Here is a 22876-nt window from a genome sequence, read left to right on the forward strand (position 1 = left end):
TCATTATCAAATAACATGAGCTAAAAGCTTTGCAAGGAGAGAGATAGATGAGACTAAACAATATAGAACTAAAAGGAGAAAGAGTTAAACTTATACCAATGTCAGAAGAGCATGCCTCTGCATTGTATGAAGCAGGTAAGGAAGAGAAGGTTTGGGATTACATGCCGAGAAAAGTTTCAAATTATAAAGATATGCAAGCGTTGGTAAAGGAAGCTTTAAAGGATAAGGAAAACGAATCATCACTGCCCTTTGTCATTGTGGATCTTCAAACTAAACAAGTTGTAGGGAGCACTAGATTTACTCATATTGAGATGGGACATCGTCATTTAGAAATAGGCTGGACGTGGTTAAATCCAGCAGTATGGGGAACGAGGGTGAATACAGAATGTAAATATTTGTTGCTTAAGTATTGTTTTGAAGAATTAAAACTTGTTCGTGTTCAGCTTAAAGCTGATGCAAGGAATAGAAGGTCTTTGCAAGCCATAGAACGTATTGGAGCTAAAAAAGAAGGGGTTTTGCGAAAAGAAAGAATACTGCCTGACGGATTTATTAGAGATGCAGTTTACTACAGTATTATACAGGAGGAATGGGATGAAATAAGTAGTCAATTAAAATCCTATTTATCCAAAATTTATACATAAAGAATATCAAAATTTACTTGTTTACCGTATATCTTCCCTAAATGACAACATCTTATGAGTGTGCAGCCAATTCTGAATGGTGATACTACATTTATCACGAACTAGTGATAATGATGATTTTTGATTCCGATTATTTTATTTTAATACTGTTTATGTCGGATGTCGAATCACGAACCATTTAGGAGGTGAAAATAACTATGGCTAATAAAAAAGTTGTGCCTGGATGCGAGCATGCGATTAATCAATGGAAGTATGAGTTTGCTTCAGAGCTTGGATTATCAGTGGGTCAGCAAGGAGCGGTGGATTATTACAGTGAATTTGCTTCTGAGTTAGGGACAGTCCCTAAGCAAGCGTTAAAAGAGGATTATTGGGGACATATTTCATCAAGAGAATCAGGAGCTGTTGGCGGAGCTATTACTGCAAGGTTAATCCAACAAGCTGAACAGGTTTTATTGAATTCTTAGCCTATATTTATCATTATATTTTTACAAATAAATGCGTTTAAATCAGTGAAAAACACGTTTGACACTCCTTATCAATTCAAGTAATATAATATTTTGAAGGTCTAATTATAATATCAGCCTTTTCCTCAGGGAAAAGGTTCGTTTTTTGTATATGATAATAATTTGTAAATTTGTTATTTATAGTAGGAGGTTGAACTGAATTGGCAACTCAAAAAAGTCGTCGTTTATTTACGTCAGAATCTGTAACGGAAGGACATCCTGATAAATTATGTGATCAAATTTCTGATTCCGTTTTAGATGCTTTTATGAAACAAGATCCAAATGCTCGTGTAGCTTGTGAGGTTTCTACTACAACAGGATTAGTATTAGTTGCGGGTGAAATTAGCAGTGATTTCGCTACATACATTGACATCCCAGGTCTTGTTAGAGAAACAATTAAAAATATTGGTTATGTGGATGCAAGGTACGGGTTGGATTACAGAACTTGTGCGGTATTGTCATCTATTGATGAGCAATCCCCTGAAATTGCGCGTGCAGTAGACACTGCGCTTGAAGCTAGAGAAGGCCAAATGAGTGATAGTGAGATTGAAAGCATTGGAGCAGGAGATCAAGGATTGATGTTCGGATTCGCAGTGAACGAAACGCCTGAATTGATGCCATTGCCAATTTCATTATCCCATAAATTAGCTCGTCGTTTAACAGAAGTAAGAAAAGAGGGCATTGTAGAATACCTTCGTCCTGATGGAAAAACACAAGTTACAATTGAATATGATGAAAATGATCAACCACAACGTGTGGATACTATTGTTGTTTCTACACAGCATCATGAGAATATCAGCTTAGAACAAATTAAAAAAGATGTATTGGAGCAAGTGATTAAACCTGTTGTTCCAGCACAATTGTTAGACGATGAAACCAAATATTTTATTAATCCAACTGGAAGTTTTGTTGTCGGTGGACCTCAGGGAGATGCTGGTTTAACAGGTCGTAAAATCATTGTTGACACGTATGGTGGATACGCTAGACATGGTGGAGGCGCATTTTCAGGTAAAGATCCTACAAAAGTGGATCGCTCAGGTGCTTATGCTGCAAGATATGTTGCGAAAAATATCGTTGCTGCTGGTTTAGCTACAAAGTGTGAAGTACAGGTTGCTTATGCAATTGGTGTTGCACAGCCGGTGTCCATCAGTGTAGACACATTTGGTACTGGAGTAGTGAGTGAAGAAGAACTTGTTGAAGCGGTACGTAAACACTTTGATTTAAGACCTGCTGGAATCATCAAAATGTTGGATTTACGTCGACCAATCTATCAACAAACTGCAGCCTATGGACATTTTGGACGTTCAGATGTGGATTTGCCTTGGGAGCGTACAGATAAAGTAGAAGAATTGAAAAAAGAACTTCTTTAAAATAAACACATAACGTTTTATAAAAAGCACTGATGTTTGCAAAAAACATCAGTGCTTTTTTCTATACCCTAACAATTTAATGAAAACTCAACCGTTTACCCTCACAATTATCCGTACTGAAAAATCCACAGTTCCAACCCTATAACAGGCTTCATTTTACATATATTTGCTAGTTTCTCAACTTTTCATAAAATCTCACAAAAAAAACGTAACTTTTTGTCACCTTTTGTAGTCTAACTAATTAGAAGAATAGAATCTATTAAACATTTGGGAGAGAAAAGATGAAATCTAATCATAAAATAAATGGTAGTTTTTTTAATAAAAAAGTCGTTCCTATTGTTGTTAGCAGTTTTTTAAGTGTACAGCTTTTATTATCGCCTATTCCAGGAATCAATATATCAGAAGTACAAGCAGCGTCCGCTAAATTGCTAAGTGAGGAAGTTATCACTTCAGGTGCTGTTTTGCAGGAATATACCTTTACAATGGAAAGAGACGGAGAATATATCAATACGGATGTTAATGTGATCAAACTGGACTTGAATAATCCATATGTAAAATTAGATGTAATGACTGGTGTGAATGGGCAGTTTACAGAAAGGTCCTCAGTACATCAAATGGCGGAAAATTCAGATGCAGTTGCTGGAGTGAACGGTGATTTTTATGCAATGAGTTCAGAGGGAGCCCCGCTTGGAGCTCAAGTGACAGATGGAGAAATATATTCTTCACCAAGTGAATTGGTAGGCATGTTTAGTTTTGGAATTACAGAGAACAATAAGCCTGTCATTGGACAATTTGCATTTGAAGGATTCGTGACTGCTGAGAATGGGGAGAGTTATCCACTTAGAGGAGTGAACAAAACCTACTCATGGATTGTACCAGGTCAAACTCACAGCCATGTTGATTCTTTATACGTTTATACTTCTGCTTGGGGCAGTAATGAAAGAGCTGATGATGGTGCAACAACTCCAACTGAAGTTTTAGTTGTGGATGGTATTGTTGAAGAAATCTCTGAAGGTGAATATTTATCGATGACTCCCCCAGAAAATGGGTATATTTTGAGAGGTCACGGCAAAGCTGCCAAGTATATTACTGAAAACATGCAAGTAGGTGACGAGATTGACACTGAATATGATCTTTTAGCTTTAAGTGATGGAGGTAAAGTATCAGAAGCGGATGATTTCCAAATGTTAATCGGTGGTCATACCGTATTAATAGAAGATGGGAAAAAGGCGGATTTTTCAAGAGATGTATCTAGTATTTTAGGTAATAGATCAAGATCGGCTATCGGGTATTCCAAGGATGAGAGATATGTATACATTGTTACAGCAGACCATTATGGTGAAAGTGATGGTTTGAGATTAAGCGAGCTGCAGCAATTGATGTTGGAACTTGGCATTTACAATGGCATTAATTTAGATGGTGGGGGTTCTACAACACTTGTATCACGTCCATTAGCTGAATTTGATGTTGAGCTTGTCAATAACCCAGAATACGGGAGCCAGAGGAAAGTTGTTAATGGTGTGGGAGTTTATTCTACAGCCCCTGAAGGTGAATTAAAAGGGATGTTTTTGGATGGGAAAACTACGCTATTTATAAACGAAGAAACTACTTTTGCAATGAAAGCCTATGACAAGTACTATAATCCACTAGATGTTAGTGAATTGGAGATAGATTGGTTGGTTTCCGATCCGATTGGACAATTTGAAGGAAATGTATTTATACCAAATCAAGCTGGTGCTTTAGAAATTACAGCTTCATCTAGTCAAGTAAATGAAAGCTTGGAAATCGAAGTAGTGGGTAGACATGAATTAGATAGGATGGGTATTGATGCCTCTACTTCTAATATGTTAGTTGAAGGTGGAACATATAAACTTCCTGTTTCTGTGACTACTGAATCAGGAGTGAAGCGTACGATACCAGCTGAATTAGTAGATTGGGAGTTTATCGGTTTTTCAGGTGCGATGGATGGCGATACTTTAACGGTTCACAACCTTGAAAATAAAGGGATTGGAAAAATCATTGCAAAATATGATGGTTATAGCTCGATGTTGACCTTAACTGCAGGAATGTTAGAGGGATGGGAAGATTTTAATAAAGAAGAGAAGCCAGTATCCTTTACAGTTTATCCTTCCTTTGTGAGCGGTGATTTATCCTATCAACGTGAATCAGGAGACAATCAGAGCTTGAGGTTAGATTATGATTTTTCTGAAGGAGAAACCGTGAATAAAGCTGCATACGCTGTATTTAACGATGACGAGGGCATTGAAATAGATGGAGAGCCTCAGTTTATGAAGCTGGACTTGTTCGGAGACAATAGTTATAACTGGGTTAGGGCTGAAGTAATAGATGGAAATGGTGAAACTCAAAAAATAGATATTTCAAAAAATGTGAACTGGGAAGGTTGGGAAACGTTAAATGTGAATCTAGCAGAATACAATTTAACTTATCCTATTAAAATGAAGAGACTATATATCGTAAGTCCTGATGTTGGACAGGATGAACGTGAAGTTACTGGTTCAATTTCTTTTGACAATATATTTTTTATGTACAAAGGTGAAATTCCACCGATTATTAAACCAAAAGTAGAAATGATCTTAAACGAGCAATTGCTTACTGTTGACGATTCTTCCATTGAATTGGATCAAGCACCTGTACTAATAGATGGTAGAACGATGGTTCCTCTTCGATTCATTGTAGATGCTTTAGGAGGACAGGTTGCATGGGACGCTGCAGATAAGAAGGTAACTTTAATCAAAGAGGATCAATTAATCGCTTTGTGGATTAATGAGAGAGATATTAATTTAAATGGGGTTAAAGTAAATTCTGATGTCCCCCCTTCCATTATTAATAATCGGACGATGGTGCCATTACGATTTGTTTCAGAATTTTTTGGCTGGAAAGTAGGCTGGGATCCAACTACAAAAACAATTACAATGGAATAACAAACGAATTTACTTTCATTCTTGCTTAAATATGGTAGTATAATAATATAGGCGTGTTTCGACAATATTAGACTTCTATTGCGATCTTTTCGCTCTAGAAGTCTAGTATACATACTAAAGATTTTTCTCTATAGAGAATTACTAACAATACATTTTCGACTTGAAATAAAGGACAGGGAGTAGGATATTAGTGGCAAACTTGGATGCTATCGATAAAGTCATAACGAAAACGATGGAAGTCATGGATGATAGCAAATATCAAATTTATGAAATCTCTGAAAGTGCTCGCACTGAATTAGAAGTTTTAAATCAAGATTTGAGTAAAGTGATGTCAGAGATTGATAAAGTCATAAACATTGTTGATGATTTTGAAATTAAATTCAGAGATGCTAGGAATAGACTCTCAGAAGTTAGTCGAGATTTACATCGTTATGGAGAAGTAGATATTCGAAAAGCCTATGAAACAGCGAATAGTTTTCAAATTGAGTTAATTATTTATCGGGAAAAGGAAAAGAATTTAAAGGACAGAAGAGATGATTTGCATCAAAGAATCAAAAATATTGAAGGTACCATACATCGTGCAGAAACAGTAGTTTCTCAAATGAATGTAGTACTGGATTATTTACAAGGTGATCTGAATCAAGTTTCTCGAATTCTTGAAACAGCAAAAAACAGACAACTTATCGGTTTGAAAATTATTTTGGCGTTAGAGGAAGAACGAAAGAGGATTTCCCGGGAAATTCATGATGGAATTGCTCAATCTATGGCGAATCTAGTATTACGTACAGAAATCGTGGAACGGATGTTAAGTAAAGAGAAGTATGATTCATTAATGGGTGAGTTTGTAGATTTTAAACATCAAATGAGAACAGGGCTTGAAGAGGTTCGAAAAATCATATTTAATTTACGACCGATGGCATTGGATGACTTAGGACTTGTTCCTGCATTAAGGAAGTATCTACAGGTTTTTGAGGAAAAATATGCGATCAATACCTCGATCGATGTCCATGGACAGGAAATTCGAATATCTTCAGCTATGGAAGTAGCCATTTATCGATTTGTTCAAGAGTTTTGTTCAAATACGTATAAACATGCCAACGCCTCTCAAATTAAGTTGGGCATTTTCTTCGAAGATGAAACGATCTCTATTTCCTTACAGGATGATGGTATAGGATTTGAAATCGATCAAATGGACCAAAAAATTCTTGAAGGTAATCATTACGGCATTATTGGTATGCGTGAGCGGGTTGAACTTCTAGAAGGTGATTTTGAAATCCGTTCAGCATCAAATCAAGGAACACAAATTACGATGAAAGTGCCCGTCAATGAGAATGAAGAAAAGGAGTGAGATTTTAGTATGAATAATGATCATAAAGTAAGAGTGATCATTGCGGATGATCATGCTCTTTTTAGGGAAGGGTTAAAAAGAATTTTAGAAATGGAAGATCAGCTGGAAGTTATAGCTGAATGCTCTGATGGCAGTGAAGTGCTCGAGTGCTGTAAGAAAAATAAACCTGATGTATTATTGTTAGACATTAATATGCCTAAAGAGAATGGTGTTGTAACAACTGAAAAGGTGACGCAACATTATCCATTTGTGAAAATAGTGATTTTATCTATTCATGATGATGAAAGTTATGTTTTTGAAACCCTAAGAAAAGGGGCATCAGGTTACCTGCTTAAGGATATGGAATCCAATGAGTTGATTCATGCGATTAATTCTGTCGTGAAAGGTTATTCATATATCCATCCGAAGGTATCTGGAAAATTAATCAATCACTTAAGAAGAATGACATATTTAAATGAAACAGGGATTGCTAAACCACAAGAAAAGCAACAATCTACAACAACTTCAAATGTTCGATACATATATGATTTAGAAAATCCGCTTACTAAACGTGAAGCAGAGGTGCTTTGTTTGATGGCAGAAGGTAGAAACAACAAAGCAATTGGTGAGCAATTATTTATTAGTGAGAAAACAGTGAAAAACCATGTAAGTAGTATTTTGCAGAAATTAGAAGTAGAGGATCGCACACAAGCGGTAATTAATTCGATTAAAAAAGGTTGGGTAACTCTTTAAATTAGATTCTTGTCTTAAGACATTTGACTTATTTTATTCCCTCAGACCTCTTTGTCGATGAACTATGTGGAACTCTACAATCCCTTATGGCATATGATGGCGTATAAGGGAGGTAGAACATGTGATGATTTCAGGAATCCTAACGATTATAGGAGTTTATGCTTTGTGTGCATTAATCGTTCATGTTTCCCATTATTTTCACCTTAAAAAAAAGGGAGAGATCGGACTTCATAAAGTTCATTATGTTATTATTTCATATCAAAATGAAAAATTGATTGAGTGGGTTCTTCGTTCCATCTTTTTCTTTTTTTGGCTGCATGGCAAAGAGGTAAAAATAACCGTTGTGGACAAAGGATCAACAGATGATACGCTTGCCATAACAAGTCGAATGATTTTGCATAAGGATTTGCAGATAAAAAGTTATCAAATGATTGAAGAATACCAAACAGGAAAAAAAATATTTGATGAGAATGTAACCGTTATCGATTTGACAAAGGATATTCGCTTGCAAAATATCCCACTGTTATAATACAAAACGCTCTACAAAATGAGAATAAAATGAAAAAGATTTTCGGAGTGAAGAACACCCGATCAGTAATGAACTGATGGGGTGTTTTTTTGCACCCCAAAAAGTGAAGAGAAGGCCAAGAAGTAAATTCCTAGTACTTTTCGGGGACCCCAGAATCATAAGAGTGACATGGAAGTGGATGCTTTTAGTAAGGGTACAAGAATAATCTTAATGAGGTGAAAAATTTGAAAGTGATTTTATATGCAGTTCACCCTAAAATTCATCATATTGCAGAACAAGTCGGTTGGAGGTGGTATATTTCTTTAAATATGAAGGTTGATTATCAGTATTGGTTTAAGAAAATGAAACTTCCCTATATTGTGTTACTCCATCCACCATTACCTCTCGGTGCAGCTTTGACGTATTGTAAAGTATTTAACTCCAATCATGATGCATACACGCGAATGTCTCAGAATTTGAAACAAGTCCAACTAAAGTGGATTCAATTCATGTATCAGCATCGTAAAAAAGTACGGCTAAATGAGAAGGTATACAAACAGCTGTATTTTGAAACGATCCAACCTTATCAAGTACTAGGTGAAATTGATTTTCAGATTACTACATCTATAGAACGCAAATGGATGCATTCTATACAAGGTAGAGGATTATTACAGTCAGAATTTATTCAAGTAATACAAAGTGAAGACTACATGAATGATAGTTGGTGGACATTGGCAGCTCAATATTTATATATAACAGGGAAAGTTCAAATAAATAGCGGTATAACAGTGTGCGCTCAACAATCTTTGTTGCAGCAAAAACAAGAATATATATGCAATCGTTGCGGGAGTGGTCAGGATGCTATGTATGAAAACAAGTGTTTATATTGTGGACAAGACTGTATTTATTGTGAAAAATGTATCACAATGGGGAAAAGCAGATATTGTACGCCACTAATTCAAGGGATAAAAAAAGCCTCTCTTCAAACTGCACTTCAGCCATCGGTTCATTCTTCTTATAAAGTAAACGATTTTTCCCATTGGAATTTAAGTGAACCTCAGACTGAAGCTGTTCGATCAGCCTTAACATTTTTAAGAGAATCCACACAAATCAACAGAATTGATGAACCTCTTTGCTATTTAATTTGGGCCGTTACTGGAGCGGGCAAAACAGAAATGATATTTCCTTTAATCGAACATGAAATAACGTTGGGTCGTCAGGTGATGTTGGCTACACCACGAAAAGATGTAGTGCTTGAGCTGCAACCCCGATTACAGAAAGCTTTTCCTCATTTACAAGTCGTCACCCTATATGGAGGAAGTACACAAAAATGGGAAGAGGGGGACCTGTTTATAGCAACAACCCATCAATTGATTCGTTTTTGGCAGAAGTTTGATCTAGTTATCATTGATGAACTAGATGCTTTTCCTTATCATAACAATGCGATGTTGCAATATGCTGCAAAAAAAGCTTGCAAAAAACAAGGAAGATATCTATTTTTGTCAGCGACACCACCTAGTCAATTGATTAAAGAAATAAAAAGAGATAGATTACCTCATGTAAAAGTACCGGTTCGGTATCATCGGAATCCGCTGCCAGTTCCACAAAGAGTATCCTTCCCTTCATTAACTCACTTGCTTAAATCTGAACAGTCATTTTTAGGGGATTTTAACAGACTGCGTAAAGAAAAAGTGTTGATACACAGAATTAAAGATACGTTGAATCGAAGCGGAATTTGTTTTATCTTTCTTCCAAAAATAAAATACATATCACCAATTGTACAATTTTTAAGCAGCAAATTTAAACATGTAAATGTGCAAGGGGTCTCTTCAATAGACAAAGAACGTGAGCAGAAAGTACAAGCCTTTAGAAAACGGGAAATTCACATCCTGATTACAACAACGATATTGGAAAGAGGAGTCACCGTCCCTAATACAGATGTATATATAATGGATGCGGATTCAAACCTATTTGATGAGGCAGCACTGGTGCAAATGGCGGGACGAGCAGGAAGGTCTGCACAATATCCAAATGGGAAAGTATATTTTTTTTCTAAAGAAAAAACAAAACATCAAGTAGAGGCGATAAAACAAATTAAAGAAATGAATGCGTTAGCTGATAAAAAGGGATATTTGAAAAATGCTGGGGAGGGTGTAAATTGATGAAAGAGCCTGCTCTAATTAAAAACCATATCCAATTCCTACGTTCGCTATTTCTCACTAATGAAACTAAATGTGTGATCTGCAGCATGAATTTAAAAACCTACTCAGCTTTACGTTTATGTAAAACTTGTACAGATGTTATTCCGTGGATTAACAAAACGATTTGTCCTAAATGTGGACGTTTTGAAGTTTGTTATGATTGTGTACGTAGATCAGCTGTCTATTTTGTATACAATCGAAGTGCAGTCGAATACAATGACACAATGCGAGAGTGGTTGGCGTTGTACAAATATAGAGGGAATGAGAGGATGTTGAACTTATTTATCGAAATGATAGATTATGCTTACCAAATGCTTCTAACCAAATTGGAAATCCAAGTAAATCATGTAGGTTATTTAACTTATGTTCCTTTAAGCGAACAAAGATTACAAGAAAGAGGATTTAACCAAGCGGAACAATTCGCACGGGGTTTGGGTAGAAAATACAAAATCCCTGTGATATCTCTTCTAGATCGGACAAAACATACTGAAAAGCAAAGTGTAGGATCTTGGTCAGAACGTTTTTCTAATATACAAGGGGCCTTTACATTAAATAAAATGGTAGTGCAACGAGTAAATAAAAAACCACCATTGAATATTATAATCATCGATGATGTGTATACAACAGGAAGTACGTTAAATGAATGTGCTAGAGTGATCACTTCTTTTTTGCCTGCTAAAGTGTATGGAGTGACTTGGGCTAGGTGAATACAATTTCCAATAAAAGTATTTACAACTTACCTATAAAAGGGTAAAATGTTAACCCCTGATAGAATAATAAAAGGATGATAAAATATGCCATTTACTTTTGCACATCCTCTATATGCAATTCCTTTAAAATGGATAAAACCAAAATATTTTTGTATAACAGGTCTTGTGTTAGGCAGTATGTCTCCTGACTTTGAGTATTTTTTAGCTTTGGAACCACATCAAACCCTAGGTCACTCACTACTCGGATTATTTTTTCAAGCGATTCCTTTAAGCATTTTATTTGCTTTGCTTTTTCATAAGATTATGATCAGATCTCTTTCATTACATCTACCTAGTTTGTTTGATGTAGATTTAAGATTTTATCATTTATTACACACATGGCAATTGAATACTTTCCGTCAATGGTGGGTCTTTCTTACTTCGGTCATTATAGGTTTTTTTTCACATATTTTTATAGATGCTTTTACACATGCAGGAGGGTATTTTGTATTAAAGCTCCCTTTTCTAACAACAACAATATTTTCAATACCCATATATAAATGGTTGCAGCACTCTCTATCCTTATTTGGTTTAATATTCCTAGCATTCATTCTCATTCAAGTATTACGTAAGAAAAATAACATACATAGAAAAATAGTCATTAGAAAGCATCAGAAATTGAAATATTGGGGTATCGTGATCTTAACAGCTATGATAGTCACTATATTGAAGCTTCTTTTTACATCCAGCACAAATTTAATTGGCATTCTAGTCGTTTCGCCCATTTCTGGTACCATGTTAGGTATATTGATCGCATCGTTGTTTTATAGAGAATAAAAAAAAGTGATAAGGAGAAATAAAATGATAGAAACAGATCGTCTCATTTTTAGGAAATACACAATGGAAGACTTAGACTTTTTAACCTCAATGACCTCTGATCCTGATGTGATGAAGTATATTGGTAAGGGAACAACCTGGACAGAGGAATTTACAAAGGAACGATTGAAGTTATGGATGAGCAGATATGAAGAAGGTCATATAAGCTTAATGTTAGCGATTAGAAAGTCAGATCAAGCATTTATCGGACATGCAGGGCTCCTTCCACAAGAAGTAGAGGGACAACATGAACTAGAGGTTGGATATTGGATTTCCAAACCATATTGGGGTCTAGGTTTTGCTTCTGAGGCAGCTATTGCTTGGAAGGAATACGGATTACACCAACTAAGGAAAAATAAATTAATATCACTCATTAAACTTGGTAATACTGGTTCACAAAACGTAGCCAAGAAGAATGGAATGTCGTTGGAAAAACAGATCGTTTTTCATGGAGTAGAAGCGGAAATGTGGTCTATACATCGATAAATAGTTCATGGAAAAGGGAGGAGTAACCATTAATATGCGAATTCTATTTTCATTTATATTGATCATTGTTTTATTATCATCTTGTCAGCAAACGAATCATACTGAAATAAGTTTAAATCCACCAACTGAGATTACAGCACCAAATGTAGAAAATACTGAAACATCAGAGCAGCAAAACCCATCATCACAAGATAATGTTGAACAAAATCAAGATCCCATCAAACAACAGCTTGCAAATATGACATTGAAACAAAAAATTGGACAGCTTTTTGTAGTAGGTTTCGATGGATTGAAGCCAAACCATAAAATTAAAACCTTAATTCAAGAGTATCAAGTAGGAGGCATTATTTTATTTAGCAGAAATATAAAAACAAGCGAGCAGCTTTTACAATTAACCAATGATTTAAAGCAACTCAATCAAACCAATCAAGTTCCTTTATTCATCTCTGTAGATGAAGAAGGGGGAAGAGTTTCTCGTTTGCCAGATAATGCGACAAAATTTCCTTCGAATCTTTTTATAGGTGGAAAGGATGATCCAACCCTGACTCCTCATATAGGTTTTACTATTGGAACTGAATTGTCAGCTCACGGATTTAATATGGATTTTGCTCCTGTTATTGATATTTTTAGCAACCCAAATAATGTAGTTATTGGAGACCGTGCTTATGGCAAGACACCAGAGATCGTAGAAAAACATGGATTACAATTCATGTCTGGCTTGCAAAAATCGAATATCATTCCAGTGGTGAAACACTTCCCAGGTCACGGTGATACTCTTGTTGATTCACATAAGGGATTGCCTGTTGTCAATAAAACAATAGAAGAGTTGAAAACACTAGAGCTTCGACCATTTCAACAAGCTATACAAGAAGGTGCAGATGTAGTCATGGCTGCACATATCCAATACCCGAACATAGATAAAAGTGGAAAACCTTCATCCTTATCTAATGTACTTATTACTGAATTATTACGAAACGAAATGGATTTTGAAGGTGTTGTCATTACAGACGATATGGAGATGGGAGCGATCAAAAAACATTACGGATCGGGTGAAGCAGCCGTTAATGCCATTCAAGCAGGTGTAGATTTATTGCTGTATTCACATCAATATGATCTACAAGTTGAAGCGATTCAAACTATTGAGAATGCATTAAATTTAGGAGATATTACCGAACAGCAGTTAAATGAAAGTGTTGAAAGAATATTGAGATTGAAAGAAAAGTATGGTCTTAGTGATCAAATTCTGGATGTGGAAGGACTTGATGTTGTGGGTTCAGAGGAACATCAAGCTATTCGAGATAAACTGTTATATTGAGAGAATACAATGTTGAACATGAAATGAGTCTTCATTGTGGAGGGGTTCATTCAGAAGAAGTTGTTGTTCCCTTCTGAATGAAATGAATGATAATAAATATTAGAAAGCGGACCAACCTGCATCAGCAACAATGGTAGTCCCATTGACAAAACTAGATTCATTGGAAGCGAGGAATAAGGCAACTTGGGCGATTTCCATAGGATCAGCTGAACGAGGCATAGATCCTTGAATACCTCCAATGGCTTCTAAACCTAGTGGATCTGGATTTTGTATGTGGCTATTAATATTTGTGTCAACACCACCTGGTGCAATGGCATTGCATCGAATTCCTTTTTTTGCATAAACGGCGCCGATATTTTTAGTTAATCCTACTAGTCCATGTTTGGCTGCAACATAGGCAGAACCACCTCGTGCTCCATAAAGACCACCTACAGATGCATTATTGATGATAACACCACCCTGTTCTTGTTTCATCATGAAGTCAACTGCAGCTCGAGATATTTTCATAGGTGCTGTTAAGTTAATAGAAAGAACACGATCCCAATGCTCATCAGAAACATTCGTAATCGTTTTGAAATCATCCATAATACCAGAATTATTAACTAGGACATCTAATGAACCGAATGTTTCAACAGCTGATTGAACCATGCGTTCAATATCCTCTTCGTTTGTGACATCTGTTTTAATCGCAGCGGCCTGTCCACCGCTCTCAGTAATTTGACTTACTACTTCCATTACTGCTTCTTCATTGATATCTGCTGCCACAACTTTAGCACCTTCTTGTGCAAATAATATCGCCATTGCTTTTCCCATACCGGAGCCTGCTCCTGTGATGATTGCCACTTTATCTTGTAATTTCATTTCATTTCCTCCTCGTGGTAAAATATATTTAAAATAAAAACGCTTACACTTGTGTGTTACGGTCATTATATGAAGTGAGACAAAGGAATACAATCATTAGAATAGTTGATTGTGTTGACTAAACAACAAGTGGTAAGGATGTGTTGTTAAAAATCCTTTTTTTTAGTTAAAAACTACGAAATGGAGAATAAGGGGAAGGGAAAATGGACCCACGTGTGAAGAGAACGAAAAAGGCATTGAGAGAAGCTTTGTTGATTTTATTGGAACATAAGTTATATCATTCGATTACGATTACTGATATTATGCGTACTGCTGAATTTAATCGAGCAACATTTTACGCTCATTATATGGATAAAGATGATCTTTTAACAGATGTGATTGAGAATGCAATGAATGAACTATTAGATTCATTGAGAAATCCTTTTGCACATTCAAATGAAACCATAGATCTACAACAATTAACACCTATTAAAATTGGTTTATTTGAACATATTTATCGAAATATAGATTTTTATCGTTTGATGTTAGGCGACCCTAAAATCCCAGAATTTACAGAGCGTATGTTTGAAGTGGTCAAACAATTTTATGCTAGTGAGATTTCAGTTGTTTTAGAAGGGGATGAGGATTCGAAAGATCAAGTAATTAACAAAGATTTATATCATCATTATTACGCCTCATCCATACTTGGGATGATCATATTTTGGGTGAACAATAACTTTCAATATACACCTGAATATATGACAGAACAATTGTTATTAATTATTAAACATAAAGTGAATAGGGTGACTCATTTTGGTAAAAGAGATCTATAACTTCACTGCAAATAAATTAATTTTCCATCTATTTCATATTCATACTAAGTAAATCATAATACGGTTTTAAAGCTATACACACGAATCTTTCTCTAGTATGATAGTAAATAATAATATGATATAAATGTATTATCAGGATTAAGAGGAGAAAATTCATCATGTCATTAGATCAGTTAAGCAATTGTATACAATGTGGTCGTGTTTTCGTGAAAAATATCAATAGCATCTGTCCAAGATGTGTAGAAGATATGAACCAGCAATATGAAAAGTGTGCAGAATATTTAAAAGATAATCGAGGATGTACAATATATGAATTAAGTGAAGCAACAGATGTGTCTGTGCGGAACATTACACAATTTATTCATGAAGGACGTATATTAGTTGGTGATTTACCAAACTTAGGATATCCTTGTGATACATGTGGGGAATTAATAAAGATTGGGAAAATATGTGAGAGCTGCAGTTTAAGAATTACCAAAGATGTTTTAGATGTAACAAGTCGAACTTCTGAGGTAGAGGAAGAGGAATTGAACGCCTATCTCCATAGAAGAAATCAGAATAATAAGAAAATATAATATTTCTAATACTATAAAGTTTCTCAGTATTGTTGCCGATAATAATAGTAAATGATTATCGGCTTATTTGTATGTAAAGATTTGCGAGGTGATTCATATGAAAATTAATAAAATCAATCCAGTGAATGCGATTCAAAACTACCGCCAACAGCAGGATATCCACCAGGAAAAGAAAACAAGCAAAAAATCAATGCAAAGGGATGAAGTGCAAATTTCACCTGAAGCTAAGGAATTGCTGAATACAAAACCAACTGGACGGGAAGAGAAAATTGAAAGTTTGAAAGAAAGTGTATCGAATGGGACGTATCATGTAGATGCAGGCAAAATCGCTGAGAAATTATTACCGTATTTCAAAAAATAAGAATGAAAAAGGTGAGGGAGTATGTCAGTTGATGACATTGTACAACATTTAGAAGTATTAGATCAGCTTCACTTTAACTTATTAGAACTTGGCAAACAGAAGAAACAAGTGATTATAGACAACAATATCGAAGAACTAAAGGAAATGATGAATCAAGAGTCCATGTTAATTAAACAAATTTCAGATATAGATTCAAAACGAGTACAAGCTGTGATCAATTTTGCAAGACAAAAAGGGGTACAACCAAATCCAAACATCACCATAACAGAATTATCAAGATTTATCATAGACCCTGAGGAAAAGAAAGCCTTAATTACGGCTCAGGGCAAGCTGCTAAAAACGATGGATGAAATGAAACATATCAATCAATTAAATCAGAAATTAATAGAGCAATCGTTATCTTATATTAATGTCACAATGGAAGCTGCTTTAGGCACATCGAATGATCATGCAACATATCAAAATCCATTAACAAGTCAGCAGCAAGGTTCACGTAAAGGTATTTTTGATGTAAAAGGATAAATTCAAATATCGGATTAGCTAACAAAGGAGAATTGATCATGGGATCTACATTTGGAGGAATTGAAATTGCCAAGCGTTCATTAACTGCACAGCAAATAGTAATGAATACGATTGGACATAATATAGCAAATGCAAATACGGTTGGTTATACTAGGCAGTCTGTTAATCTTGTAGCCTCTAAACCTTTAGAAGCACCAGGATTAATGAATAGTACAAACCCAGGTCAGATTGGACAAGGGGTAGAATATGATTCTATCAATCGAATAAGGGATAGCTTTTTAGATGACCAGTATCGAAACGAGCAAAAGTATTTTGGAGAATGGTCAATTAAAGAAGACACATTGCAAAAACTAGAAGCGATATTTAATGAACCTTCGGAAACTGGAATTACTCAAGTGATTGAGAAGTTTTGGAATGCATGGCAGGATCTTAGCGGAGACCCAGAGAATATAACTGCACGTGCAGCGTTGAAAGAAAATGCATTGGCTTTAACCGATACATTGAACCAATTAGATAAACAATTATCTGATTTTGCAAGCGACCTAACAGAGAATATTAATGTAAAAGCCACAGAAGCAGACAATATGCTGACTCAAATTGCTAGCTTAAACAATGAGATTTTTAGAATTGAAGGATTAGGTAACAATGCGAACGATTTACGTGATCAAAGAGATGTGTTAGTTGATGAACTTTCAAAAATAGTGAATATCGATGTTGAAGAAAAAGATAGTGGTTATTCCATCACAATGGGAAGTGTCAGCCTTGTGAATGGAATTAATAAGGAATTTACATTTGACGAATCGTCCATAGAGAGCAGTATTTCATCAGGACACCTGAACAGTGGTGAGATATATGGCATGGTGTATTCTAGAGATGAATATGTAGCGGACTATTCCTTTCAATTAGATGCCATGGTAAAAGCTTTAGTAGAAGGGGATATACAAATTACACTTCCAGAAGGAGCTGTTATTCCAGAAGGGACTACATTAAATGGAGTGACTTATACAGGTACTGTAGAGGAAAGAACACTAGATGCAGATACTGAAGTCACAGTACAAGGATTGAATGGTTTGCACGCATTAGGTTATTCACTTGAAGACCCTACTCAATCTGGTATACCGTTTTTCACTCTAAAAGACGGAGCAACAGAATGGGATGCAAGCAGCATTACTTTAAATCCAGACATCGAAGCGAATCCATCGTTAATTGCTGCTTCTTCAAGAGTGGACGAAAATGGGGATGTCGTTTTCGGAAATAATGATATCTCACTATTGATTGCAGGAATAAGAAATGAAGATCTAAGCTACGACTCTGGTGCAGCAGGAGATCCTGTTTTATCCAATGGTACCTTTGATGAATTTTTCCGTTCCATGATCGGACAGCTTGGTGTTCAATCCCAAGAAGCAAGTCGACAAGTAGACAATCAGGAAGTGCTTGTACAACAAGTTGAAATAAATCGCTTATCTGTCAGCGGAGTATCGTTAGATGAAGAATTAGCGGATATGCTCAAATTTGAGCAAGCTTATAACGCCTCTGCACGGATGTTAACAACCATTGATGAATTGTTAAATAAATTAATTAACGGAACTGGACGAGTAGGACTATAACGGATTAAAGGAGACTAACTAAATATGAGAGTCACCTCTGGAATGATGAATACACAATTACTTAGTAATTTAAATAAAAACTTAGAGAGAATGACGAATTACCAAGAGCAGTTATCTTCTACGAAAAAAATAAATAAACCTTCAGATGATCCAGTTGGTGTAACCTATGCTTTACGTTATCGTGCGGATTTATCTGCAAATGAGCAGTACACAGATAATGTAAACTCTGCGCTTTCTTGGTTGGATTATTCTGACTCTATATTAGATCAAGCAAATGAAGTTATGGATCGTGTACGTGAACTTACGGTACAAGCATCAAATGGAACAAATGATGATTCAGCACTTGATTCCATTAAAGAAGAAATGGAAGAACTTTATGGTCAATTAGTCACAATCGGGAACAGTGAATTTAACGGAAAGTATGTCTTTAATGGTCAACAAACAAATATGAAACCTTATACTGAAGACAATGCAAAGATGGAAACAACAGATTCAGGTCAGATTTTGTTTGAAATAGGGGAAGGATCAACGATTGCTGTAAACGTCACAGGTGAAGAAGTATTTGGAGGATTAAATCCGGACGGAACAACAGAAGAGGATAATGCTTTTAAAGTGATCCAAGACATCATTACACAGCTTGAAAATGAAGATTTTGAAGGACTTACTAATAGTTTAGGAACACTTGACTCCAGAATAGATAAATTATTAGTGCTTCGTGCAGAAGTAGGTGCTAGAACCAATAGAGTTGAACTAACCAAATCAAGACTAGAAGACAATGATATCAATTTACAGACGTTGCTTTCCAAAACAGAGGATGCGGATTTAGCACAGGTCGTGACAAAAATGACAGAGAGTGAATATGTATATCAAGCGGCGCTTTCTGTAGGAGCAAATATGATTTCTGTTAGTTTGGTAGATTTTCTAAGATAAAAAGGTGGTAGGTTCACATGGTCTCCATTCCACGAATTCAAATTTTTCAGCAATATGCTCAAATTGGCTTGGACATTACGCAAGGTAAAGCAGAGATGAAAATGCCTAAAGCTACATTTGAAATGGATGCAAAAAATCCAAAAGTACTTGTTACTTCAAGTGGTAAAGCAGAAATGAGAATAAATCAAGATAGAGCATGGGATGCGTTAGCGATAGGTGATCATTTGCCATACATGCAAAACATTTATCAACAAGGGAAGCAGATTTCACTTGAAGGGATAAAAAGAAGAGTGCAGGATGGGGACAGACTTGCAGCCATTCATCTTGGAGGAAATCCAATCGCTGAAAATGCAAAACAGCACGCATTTGCTGAAGTTCCTATTTATAAAACAGGGCCTGCATCTACGTTAAATGTAGATGTAAAGGTGACACCTAATACACCAAAAATAGATTCACAACAAGGAACTGTGGATGTACAATCTCAACAGATTCCATTTGAAATCAATTTTACGTTTGGTAAAACGGATGTATATCTATTGCAGAAAAACGCTCTTGATGTGCAGTCTCCACAAATAGATATGCAAATTTAATGATTTTATTAGACTGTAGGATTAAGATATTTCCTATAGTTTTTTTATTTTATAATCAGTATTTCAGTCTCTAATGATATAGGTTTTGATATAATGAGGGTAAGATGAGGATAATATAGGAGTGAGTTTTTTAATGAAAATAAAGACAAAACATTTCGGAGAGATCGATATAGATGAAAGTAAAATCATAAAACTTACACAAGGGTTATTGGGATTTGATGATGTAAAGGAATATGCACTGATTCAATTAGATCAAGAGATTCCTTTAACTTATATGCAGTCTATAGAGGATCAAAACATTAACTTTATTATTTTAAATCCATTTCAGTTTTTTAAAGATTACAATGTAGAGCTTTCTCAAGATGTTCAAGATGAACTGGAGATTAAAGAACCTTCTGAAGTAGCCATCTGGTCATTAGCTACGATTCAAGAAAATTTAGAAGATGCCACTTGTAATTTAATTGCCCCTCTTGTGTTTAATATAAGAACAAAACTAGGGAAGCAAATCGTGCTTCATAATACGGATTACACAACAAAACATAAATTTGTTCCTCAGACTGAAGAAGTGGAGGGTGGATAATATGTTAGTACTGACAAGGAAAACAGGGCAATCCATAATGATCGGTGATGAAATTGAATTAACGATTATCGAAGCTGAAGGAGAAACAGTGAAGGTTGGAATTTCAGCCCCTAAAGAAATACAGGTATATAGAATGGAATTGTATGAGTCTATTAAACAATCTAATCAAGAAGCGGCAAGTATAACAATAGATCCAACAATATTAAAGAATTTATTTCAGAAAAAACAATAATTTGAATGATTTAAGTACATAAATCGACACCATTTACAAAAATATTTAAATTTCCTCCAAAAAAATTGAAAATAGGACTAAAGTTTTTAGGTCTACTGTTCGATATATATTATAAGCTGTTTTTTTGGGCGGCCGACCTGTAAAACAGCCACCACATGGATGTGGGAAAAATATTACATATTTCAAGGAGGAAATTACTTATGATTATTAATCATAATATTACAGCTTTAAACACTTACAACCAATTAAGTAATGCAAATTCAAGCGCTTCAAAATCTATGGAGAAATTATCTTCTGGTCTTCGTATTAACAGTGCTTCTGACGATGCAGCAGGTCTTGCGATTTCAGAGAAAATGCGTGGACAAATTAGAGGTTTGGAACAAGCTTCTCGTAATGCTCAAGATGGAATTTCTTTAATTCAAACTGCTGAAGGTGCATTGGAAGAAACTCAATCTATTTTACAACGTATGCGTGAACTAGCAGTACAATCTGCTAATGATACAAATACGGATGATGATAGAGCAGAGATTCAAAAAGAAATTGACCAATTGACAGAAGAAATTGATAGAATTTCAGAATCAACTCAATTTAATACTAAGGGTTTGTTAAATGGGGATTCAGGTACTAAAGTAACTGAAAATATTGGTGATGTATCTGGCGCGGTCTCAACAAATGATAATATTCAGGAAGGCATGTACAGTGTATCAGTTACGCAAATGGCTACACAAGCATCCTTAGGTGATGAAGGTGCTCTTGGTAGTATAGGAAATACTGGTGCACTTGCTGTAGAAATTAATGGAGAAATAATCTCTTTTGATAGTGGAACAACAGATGCTGAAGCTCAAGCCAACTTTATCGCAGCAGTTAACGAATCAGATTTAGGAATAACCGCATCTGTTGGTGTAACTAATGGAGGAACGGTTTTAACAGCTGATGAATATGGATCAGAAACAATTACTGTAACAGGAAATGCTACAGCTTTGGGATTAGGACTAACAACCGGTGCTGGTGCTAATAATACTGATACAGGTCTAGATATAGCAGGTTCAATTGGTGGCGACACAACAACAGGTACTGGGCTAACTCTTACAAGTACTGATGGAGACTCTATAGGTTTACAAGTTGACATATCAGAAAATAACACAAATACAAGTACTAGTTTGGGTGATATTATTGTTGATAAAAATGATATTAAAACTCAAATTGGTGCGAATAAAGACCAAACAATGACGATTACAATTAATAGTATGTCATCAGCAGATTTAGGCGTCAATTCTCTTGACTTAAATAGTCAATCTGGGGCAAACTCAGCAATCGAGTCTATTGATAATGCTATAAAGTCTGTTTCTGGAGAAAGATCTAAATTAGGTTCATATCAAAACCGTTTAGACCATACTATTAATAACTTGGGCGCTGCATCTGAAAACTTAACAGCTGCAGAATCTCGTATTCGAGACGTAGATATGGCAAAAGAAATGATGTCTTATACAAAAGACAACATTTTAGGACAGGCAGCAACAGCGATGTTGGCACAAGCGAACCAATTACCTCAAGGTGTACTTCAACTTTTAGGTTAATTATAAATAATTTTAACAATGTAGAAGACCTTAGATTAAATTCAAGGGTCTTCTTTTTTTATGGTTAAAATTGTAATGTGCGACTCTGACTTAAGCAGTACCATTAAGTAAAAATAGTACAGAATTTTAATATATATTTAAATTAACATTAAAAAATGAGATTTATTTACCGATATAAACTATATAGAAGAATTGATCTAGGAGGTTTACATATGAGTATGAATATTTCATTTGATGCAAACTCCTCTCAAGTTACTCCATTAGCAAAGATAGAACAAAGAGCGGTACAATCACAAACGAATGTAAGTCCTTCATTAGAAACCGACAGATTAGTTCAGACTGTACAGGAATTAAAAAGAAAAGAAGATAAAGGAGAGTTGTTTTCACCAAGTGAAAAACAATTAGTGAAAATGGTAGAGCAAGCGAATAATGCTTTAGCCTTGTCATCCACATCATTTGAATATATTATGCATGAGAAAATGAATGAGATGATGGTGAAAGTGATAAATAAAGAGACGGGAGAATTGATTAGAGAAGTTCCTCCTGAAAAAATGTTGGATTTAGTAGCTAGAAGTTTAGAAATGGCAGGAATCATCATAGATGAACGCCGCTAAGAAA

The 22876-nt window shown here is 35.3% G+C and carries 24 protein-coding genes; 23 read left to right on the forward strand and 1 reads right to left on the reverse strand.

Annotated elements, in window-relative coordinates:
* Nucleotides 1-47 precede the first annotated feature (47 nt).
* The 12 genes from Q5Y73_RS17340 to nagZ all read left to right on the forward strand — a co-directional run bounded on the left by Q5Y73_RS17340 (nucleotide 48) and on the right by nagZ (nucleotide 13611).
* Nucleotides 48-641 carry a GNAT family N-acetyltransferase gene (locus tag Q5Y73_RS17340; protein ID WP_305993174.1) on the forward strand — a complete coding sequence of 198 codons (594 nt, stop codon included), beginning with the start codon at nucleotides 48-50 and terminating at the stop codon, nucleotides 639-641.
* A gap of 197 nt (nucleotides 642-838) precedes the next feature.
* Nucleotides 839-1105, forward strand: coding sequence for an alpha/beta-type small acid-soluble spore protein (locus tag Q5Y73_RS17345; RefSeq protein WP_371320229.1), 267 nt, complete (start codon nucleotides 839-841; stop codon nucleotides 1103-1105).
* Nucleotides 1106-1305: 200 nt separating this feature from the next.
* Nucleotides 1306-2514: a methionine adenosyltransferase gene (metK, locus tag Q5Y73_RS17350; RefSeq protein ID WP_305993175.1), complete on the forward strand. Its 1209-nt coding sequence runs from the start codon at nucleotides 1306-1308 to the stop codon at nucleotides 2512-2514.
* A gap of 281 nt (nucleotides 2515-2795) precedes the next feature.
* A complete protein-coding gene (locus tag Q5Y73_RS17355; RefSeq protein ID WP_305993176.1) occupies nucleotides 2796-5456 on the forward strand; it encodes a stalk domain-containing protein in 2661 nt (886 codons plus the stop codon).
* A gap of 190 nt (nucleotides 5457-5646) precedes the next feature.
* Nucleotides 5647-6804, forward strand: coding sequence for a sensor histidine kinase (locus Q5Y73_RS17360; RefSeq protein WP_371320230.1), 1158 nt, complete (start codon nucleotides 5647-5649; stop codon nucleotides 6802-6804).
* A gap of 9 nt (nucleotides 6805-6813) precedes the next feature.
* Complete coding sequence (locus Q5Y73_RS17365) at nucleotides 6814-7536, forward strand: response regulator transcription factor (protein ID WP_305993177.1); 723 nt, start codon at nucleotides 6814-6816, stop codon at nucleotides 7534-7536.
* Between the two features lie 124 nt (nucleotides 7537-7660).
* Nucleotides 7661-8065 carry a hypothetical protein gene (locus tag Q5Y73_RS17370; protein WP_305993178.1) on the forward strand — a complete coding sequence of 135 codons (405 nt, stop codon included), beginning with the start codon at nucleotides 7661-7663 and terminating at the stop codon, nucleotides 8063-8065.
* A gap of 230 nt (nucleotides 8066-8295) precedes the next feature.
* Nucleotides 8296-10206 carry an ATP-dependent helicase ComFA gene (locus Q5Y73_RS17375; RefSeq protein ID WP_305993248.1) on the forward strand — a complete coding sequence of 637 codons (1911 nt, stop codon included), beginning with the start codon at nucleotides 8296-8298 and terminating at the stop codon, nucleotides 10204-10206.
* Nucleotides 10203-10952, forward strand: coding sequence for a ComFC family protein (locus Q5Y73_RS17380; protein WP_305993179.1), 750 nt, complete (start codon nucleotides 10203-10205; stop codon nucleotides 10950-10952). Before Q5Y73_RS17375 ends, Q5Y73_RS17380 begins: the two co-directional genes overlap by 4 nt.
* Before the next feature lie 87 nt (nucleotides 10953-11039).
* A complete protein-coding gene (locus tag Q5Y73_RS17385; protein ID WP_305993180.1) occupies nucleotides 11040-11771 on the forward strand; it encodes a DUF4184 family protein in 732 nt (243 codons plus the stop codon).
* A 24-nt stretch (nucleotides 11772-11795) separates the two neighbouring features.
* A complete protein-coding gene (locus Q5Y73_RS17390) occupies nucleotides 11796-12296 on the forward strand; it encodes a GNAT family N-acetyltransferase (RefSeq protein WP_305993181.1) in 501 nt (166 codons plus the stop codon).
* A gap of 34 nt (nucleotides 12297-12330) precedes the next feature.
* Nucleotides 12331-13611 (forward strand): beta-N-acetylhexosaminidase, encoded by a 1281-nt coding sequence (nagZ, locus tag Q5Y73_RS17395; RefSeq protein ID WP_305993182.1) that lies wholly within the window; start codon nucleotides 12331-12333, stop codon nucleotides 13609-13611.
* A gap of 99 nt (nucleotides 13612-13710) precedes the next feature.
* Here the strand turns inward: nagZ and Q5Y73_RS17400 are convergent, their stop codons facing one another.
* Nucleotides 13711-14472 carry a glucose 1-dehydrogenase gene (locus Q5Y73_RS17400; RefSeq protein ID WP_305993183.1) on the reverse strand — a complete coding sequence of 254 codons (762 nt, stop codon included), beginning with the start codon at nucleotides 14470-14472 and terminating at the stop codon, nucleotides 13711-13713.
* A gap of 203 nt (nucleotides 14473-14675) precedes the next feature.
* Here Q5Y73_RS17400 and Q5Y73_RS17405 point away from each other — a divergent pair, with 203 nt between their 5' ends.
* From Q5Y73_RS17405 to Q5Y73_RS17455, 11 genes are all read left to right on the forward strand, one after another.
* The gene (locus tag Q5Y73_RS17405) at nucleotides 14676-15284 is read left to right on the forward strand and encodes a TetR/AcrR family transcriptional regulator (RefSeq protein ID WP_305993184.1); all 609 of its coding nucleotides are present in this window, start codon (nucleotides 14676-14678) and stop codon (nucleotides 15282-15284) included.
* A 158-nt stretch (nucleotides 15285-15442) separates the two neighbouring features.
* On the forward strand, nucleotides 15443-15859 hold the full coding sequence (locus tag Q5Y73_RS17410; protein WP_305993185.1) for a flagellar protein: 417 nt from the start codon (nucleotides 15443-15445) through the stop codon (nucleotides 15857-15859).
* Between the two features lie 97 nt (nucleotides 15860-15956).
* The gene (flgM, locus tag Q5Y73_RS17415) at nucleotides 15957-16220 is read left to right on the forward strand and encodes a flagellar biosynthesis anti-sigma factor FlgM (protein WP_305993186.1); all 264 of its coding nucleotides are present in this window, start codon (nucleotides 15957-15959) and stop codon (nucleotides 16218-16220) included.
* 21 nt (nucleotides 16221-16241) lie between these two features.
* On the forward strand, nucleotides 16242-16742 hold the full coding sequence (locus tag Q5Y73_RS17420) for a flagellar protein FlgN (protein WP_305993187.1): 501 nt from the start codon (nucleotides 16242-16244) through the stop codon (nucleotides 16740-16742).
* A 38-nt stretch (nucleotides 16743-16780) separates the two neighbouring features.
* Nucleotides 16781-18349, forward strand: a complete 1569-nt coding sequence (flgK, locus tag Q5Y73_RS17425) for a flagellar hook-associated protein FlgK (protein WP_305993188.1) — start codon at nucleotides 16781-16783, stop codon at nucleotides 18347-18349.
* A 24-nt stretch (nucleotides 18350-18373) separates the two neighbouring features.
* On the forward strand, nucleotides 18374-19279 hold the full coding sequence (gene flgL / locus Q5Y73_RS17430) for a flagellar hook-associated protein FlgL (RefSeq protein ID WP_305993189.1): 906 nt from the start codon (nucleotides 18374-18376) through the stop codon (nucleotides 19277-19279).
* 17 nt (nucleotides 19280-19296) lie between these two features.
* A complete protein-coding gene (locus Q5Y73_RS17435; protein WP_305993190.1) occupies nucleotides 19297-19869 on the forward strand; it encodes a DUF6470 family protein in 573 nt (190 codons plus the stop codon).
* A gap of 133 nt (nucleotides 19870-20002) precedes the next feature.
* Nucleotides 20003-20449, forward strand: coding sequence for a flagellar assembly protein FliW (gene fliW, locus Q5Y73_RS17440; RefSeq protein WP_305993191.1), 447 nt, complete (start codon nucleotides 20003-20005; stop codon nucleotides 20447-20449).
* A 1-nt stretch (nucleotide 20450) separates the two neighbouring features.
* On the forward strand, nucleotides 20451-20681 hold the full coding sequence (gene csrA, locus Q5Y73_RS17445) for a carbon storage regulator CsrA (RefSeq protein ID WP_305993192.1): 231 nt from the start codon (nucleotides 20451-20453) through the stop codon (nucleotides 20679-20681).
* A gap of 200 nt (nucleotides 20682-20881) precedes the next feature.
* Nucleotides 20882-22258 carry a flagellin N-terminal helical domain-containing protein gene (locus tag Q5Y73_RS17450; protein WP_305993193.1) on the forward strand — a complete coding sequence of 459 codons (1377 nt, stop codon included), beginning with the start codon at nucleotides 20882-20884 and terminating at the stop codon, nucleotides 22256-22258.
* A gap of 212 nt (nucleotides 22259-22470) precedes the next feature.
* Nucleotides 22471-22872: a flagellar protein FlaG gene (locus tag Q5Y73_RS17455; RefSeq protein ID WP_305993194.1), complete on the forward strand. Its 402-nt coding sequence runs from the start codon at nucleotides 22471-22473 to the stop codon at nucleotides 22870-22872.
* Nucleotides 22873-22876: the final 4 nt, after the last annotated feature.

Source organism: Chengkuizengella axinellae, assembly GCF_030730905.1.
Classification (GTDB): Bacteria; Bacillota; Bacilli; order Paenibacillales; family KCTC-33759; genus Chengkuizengella; species Chengkuizengella axinellae.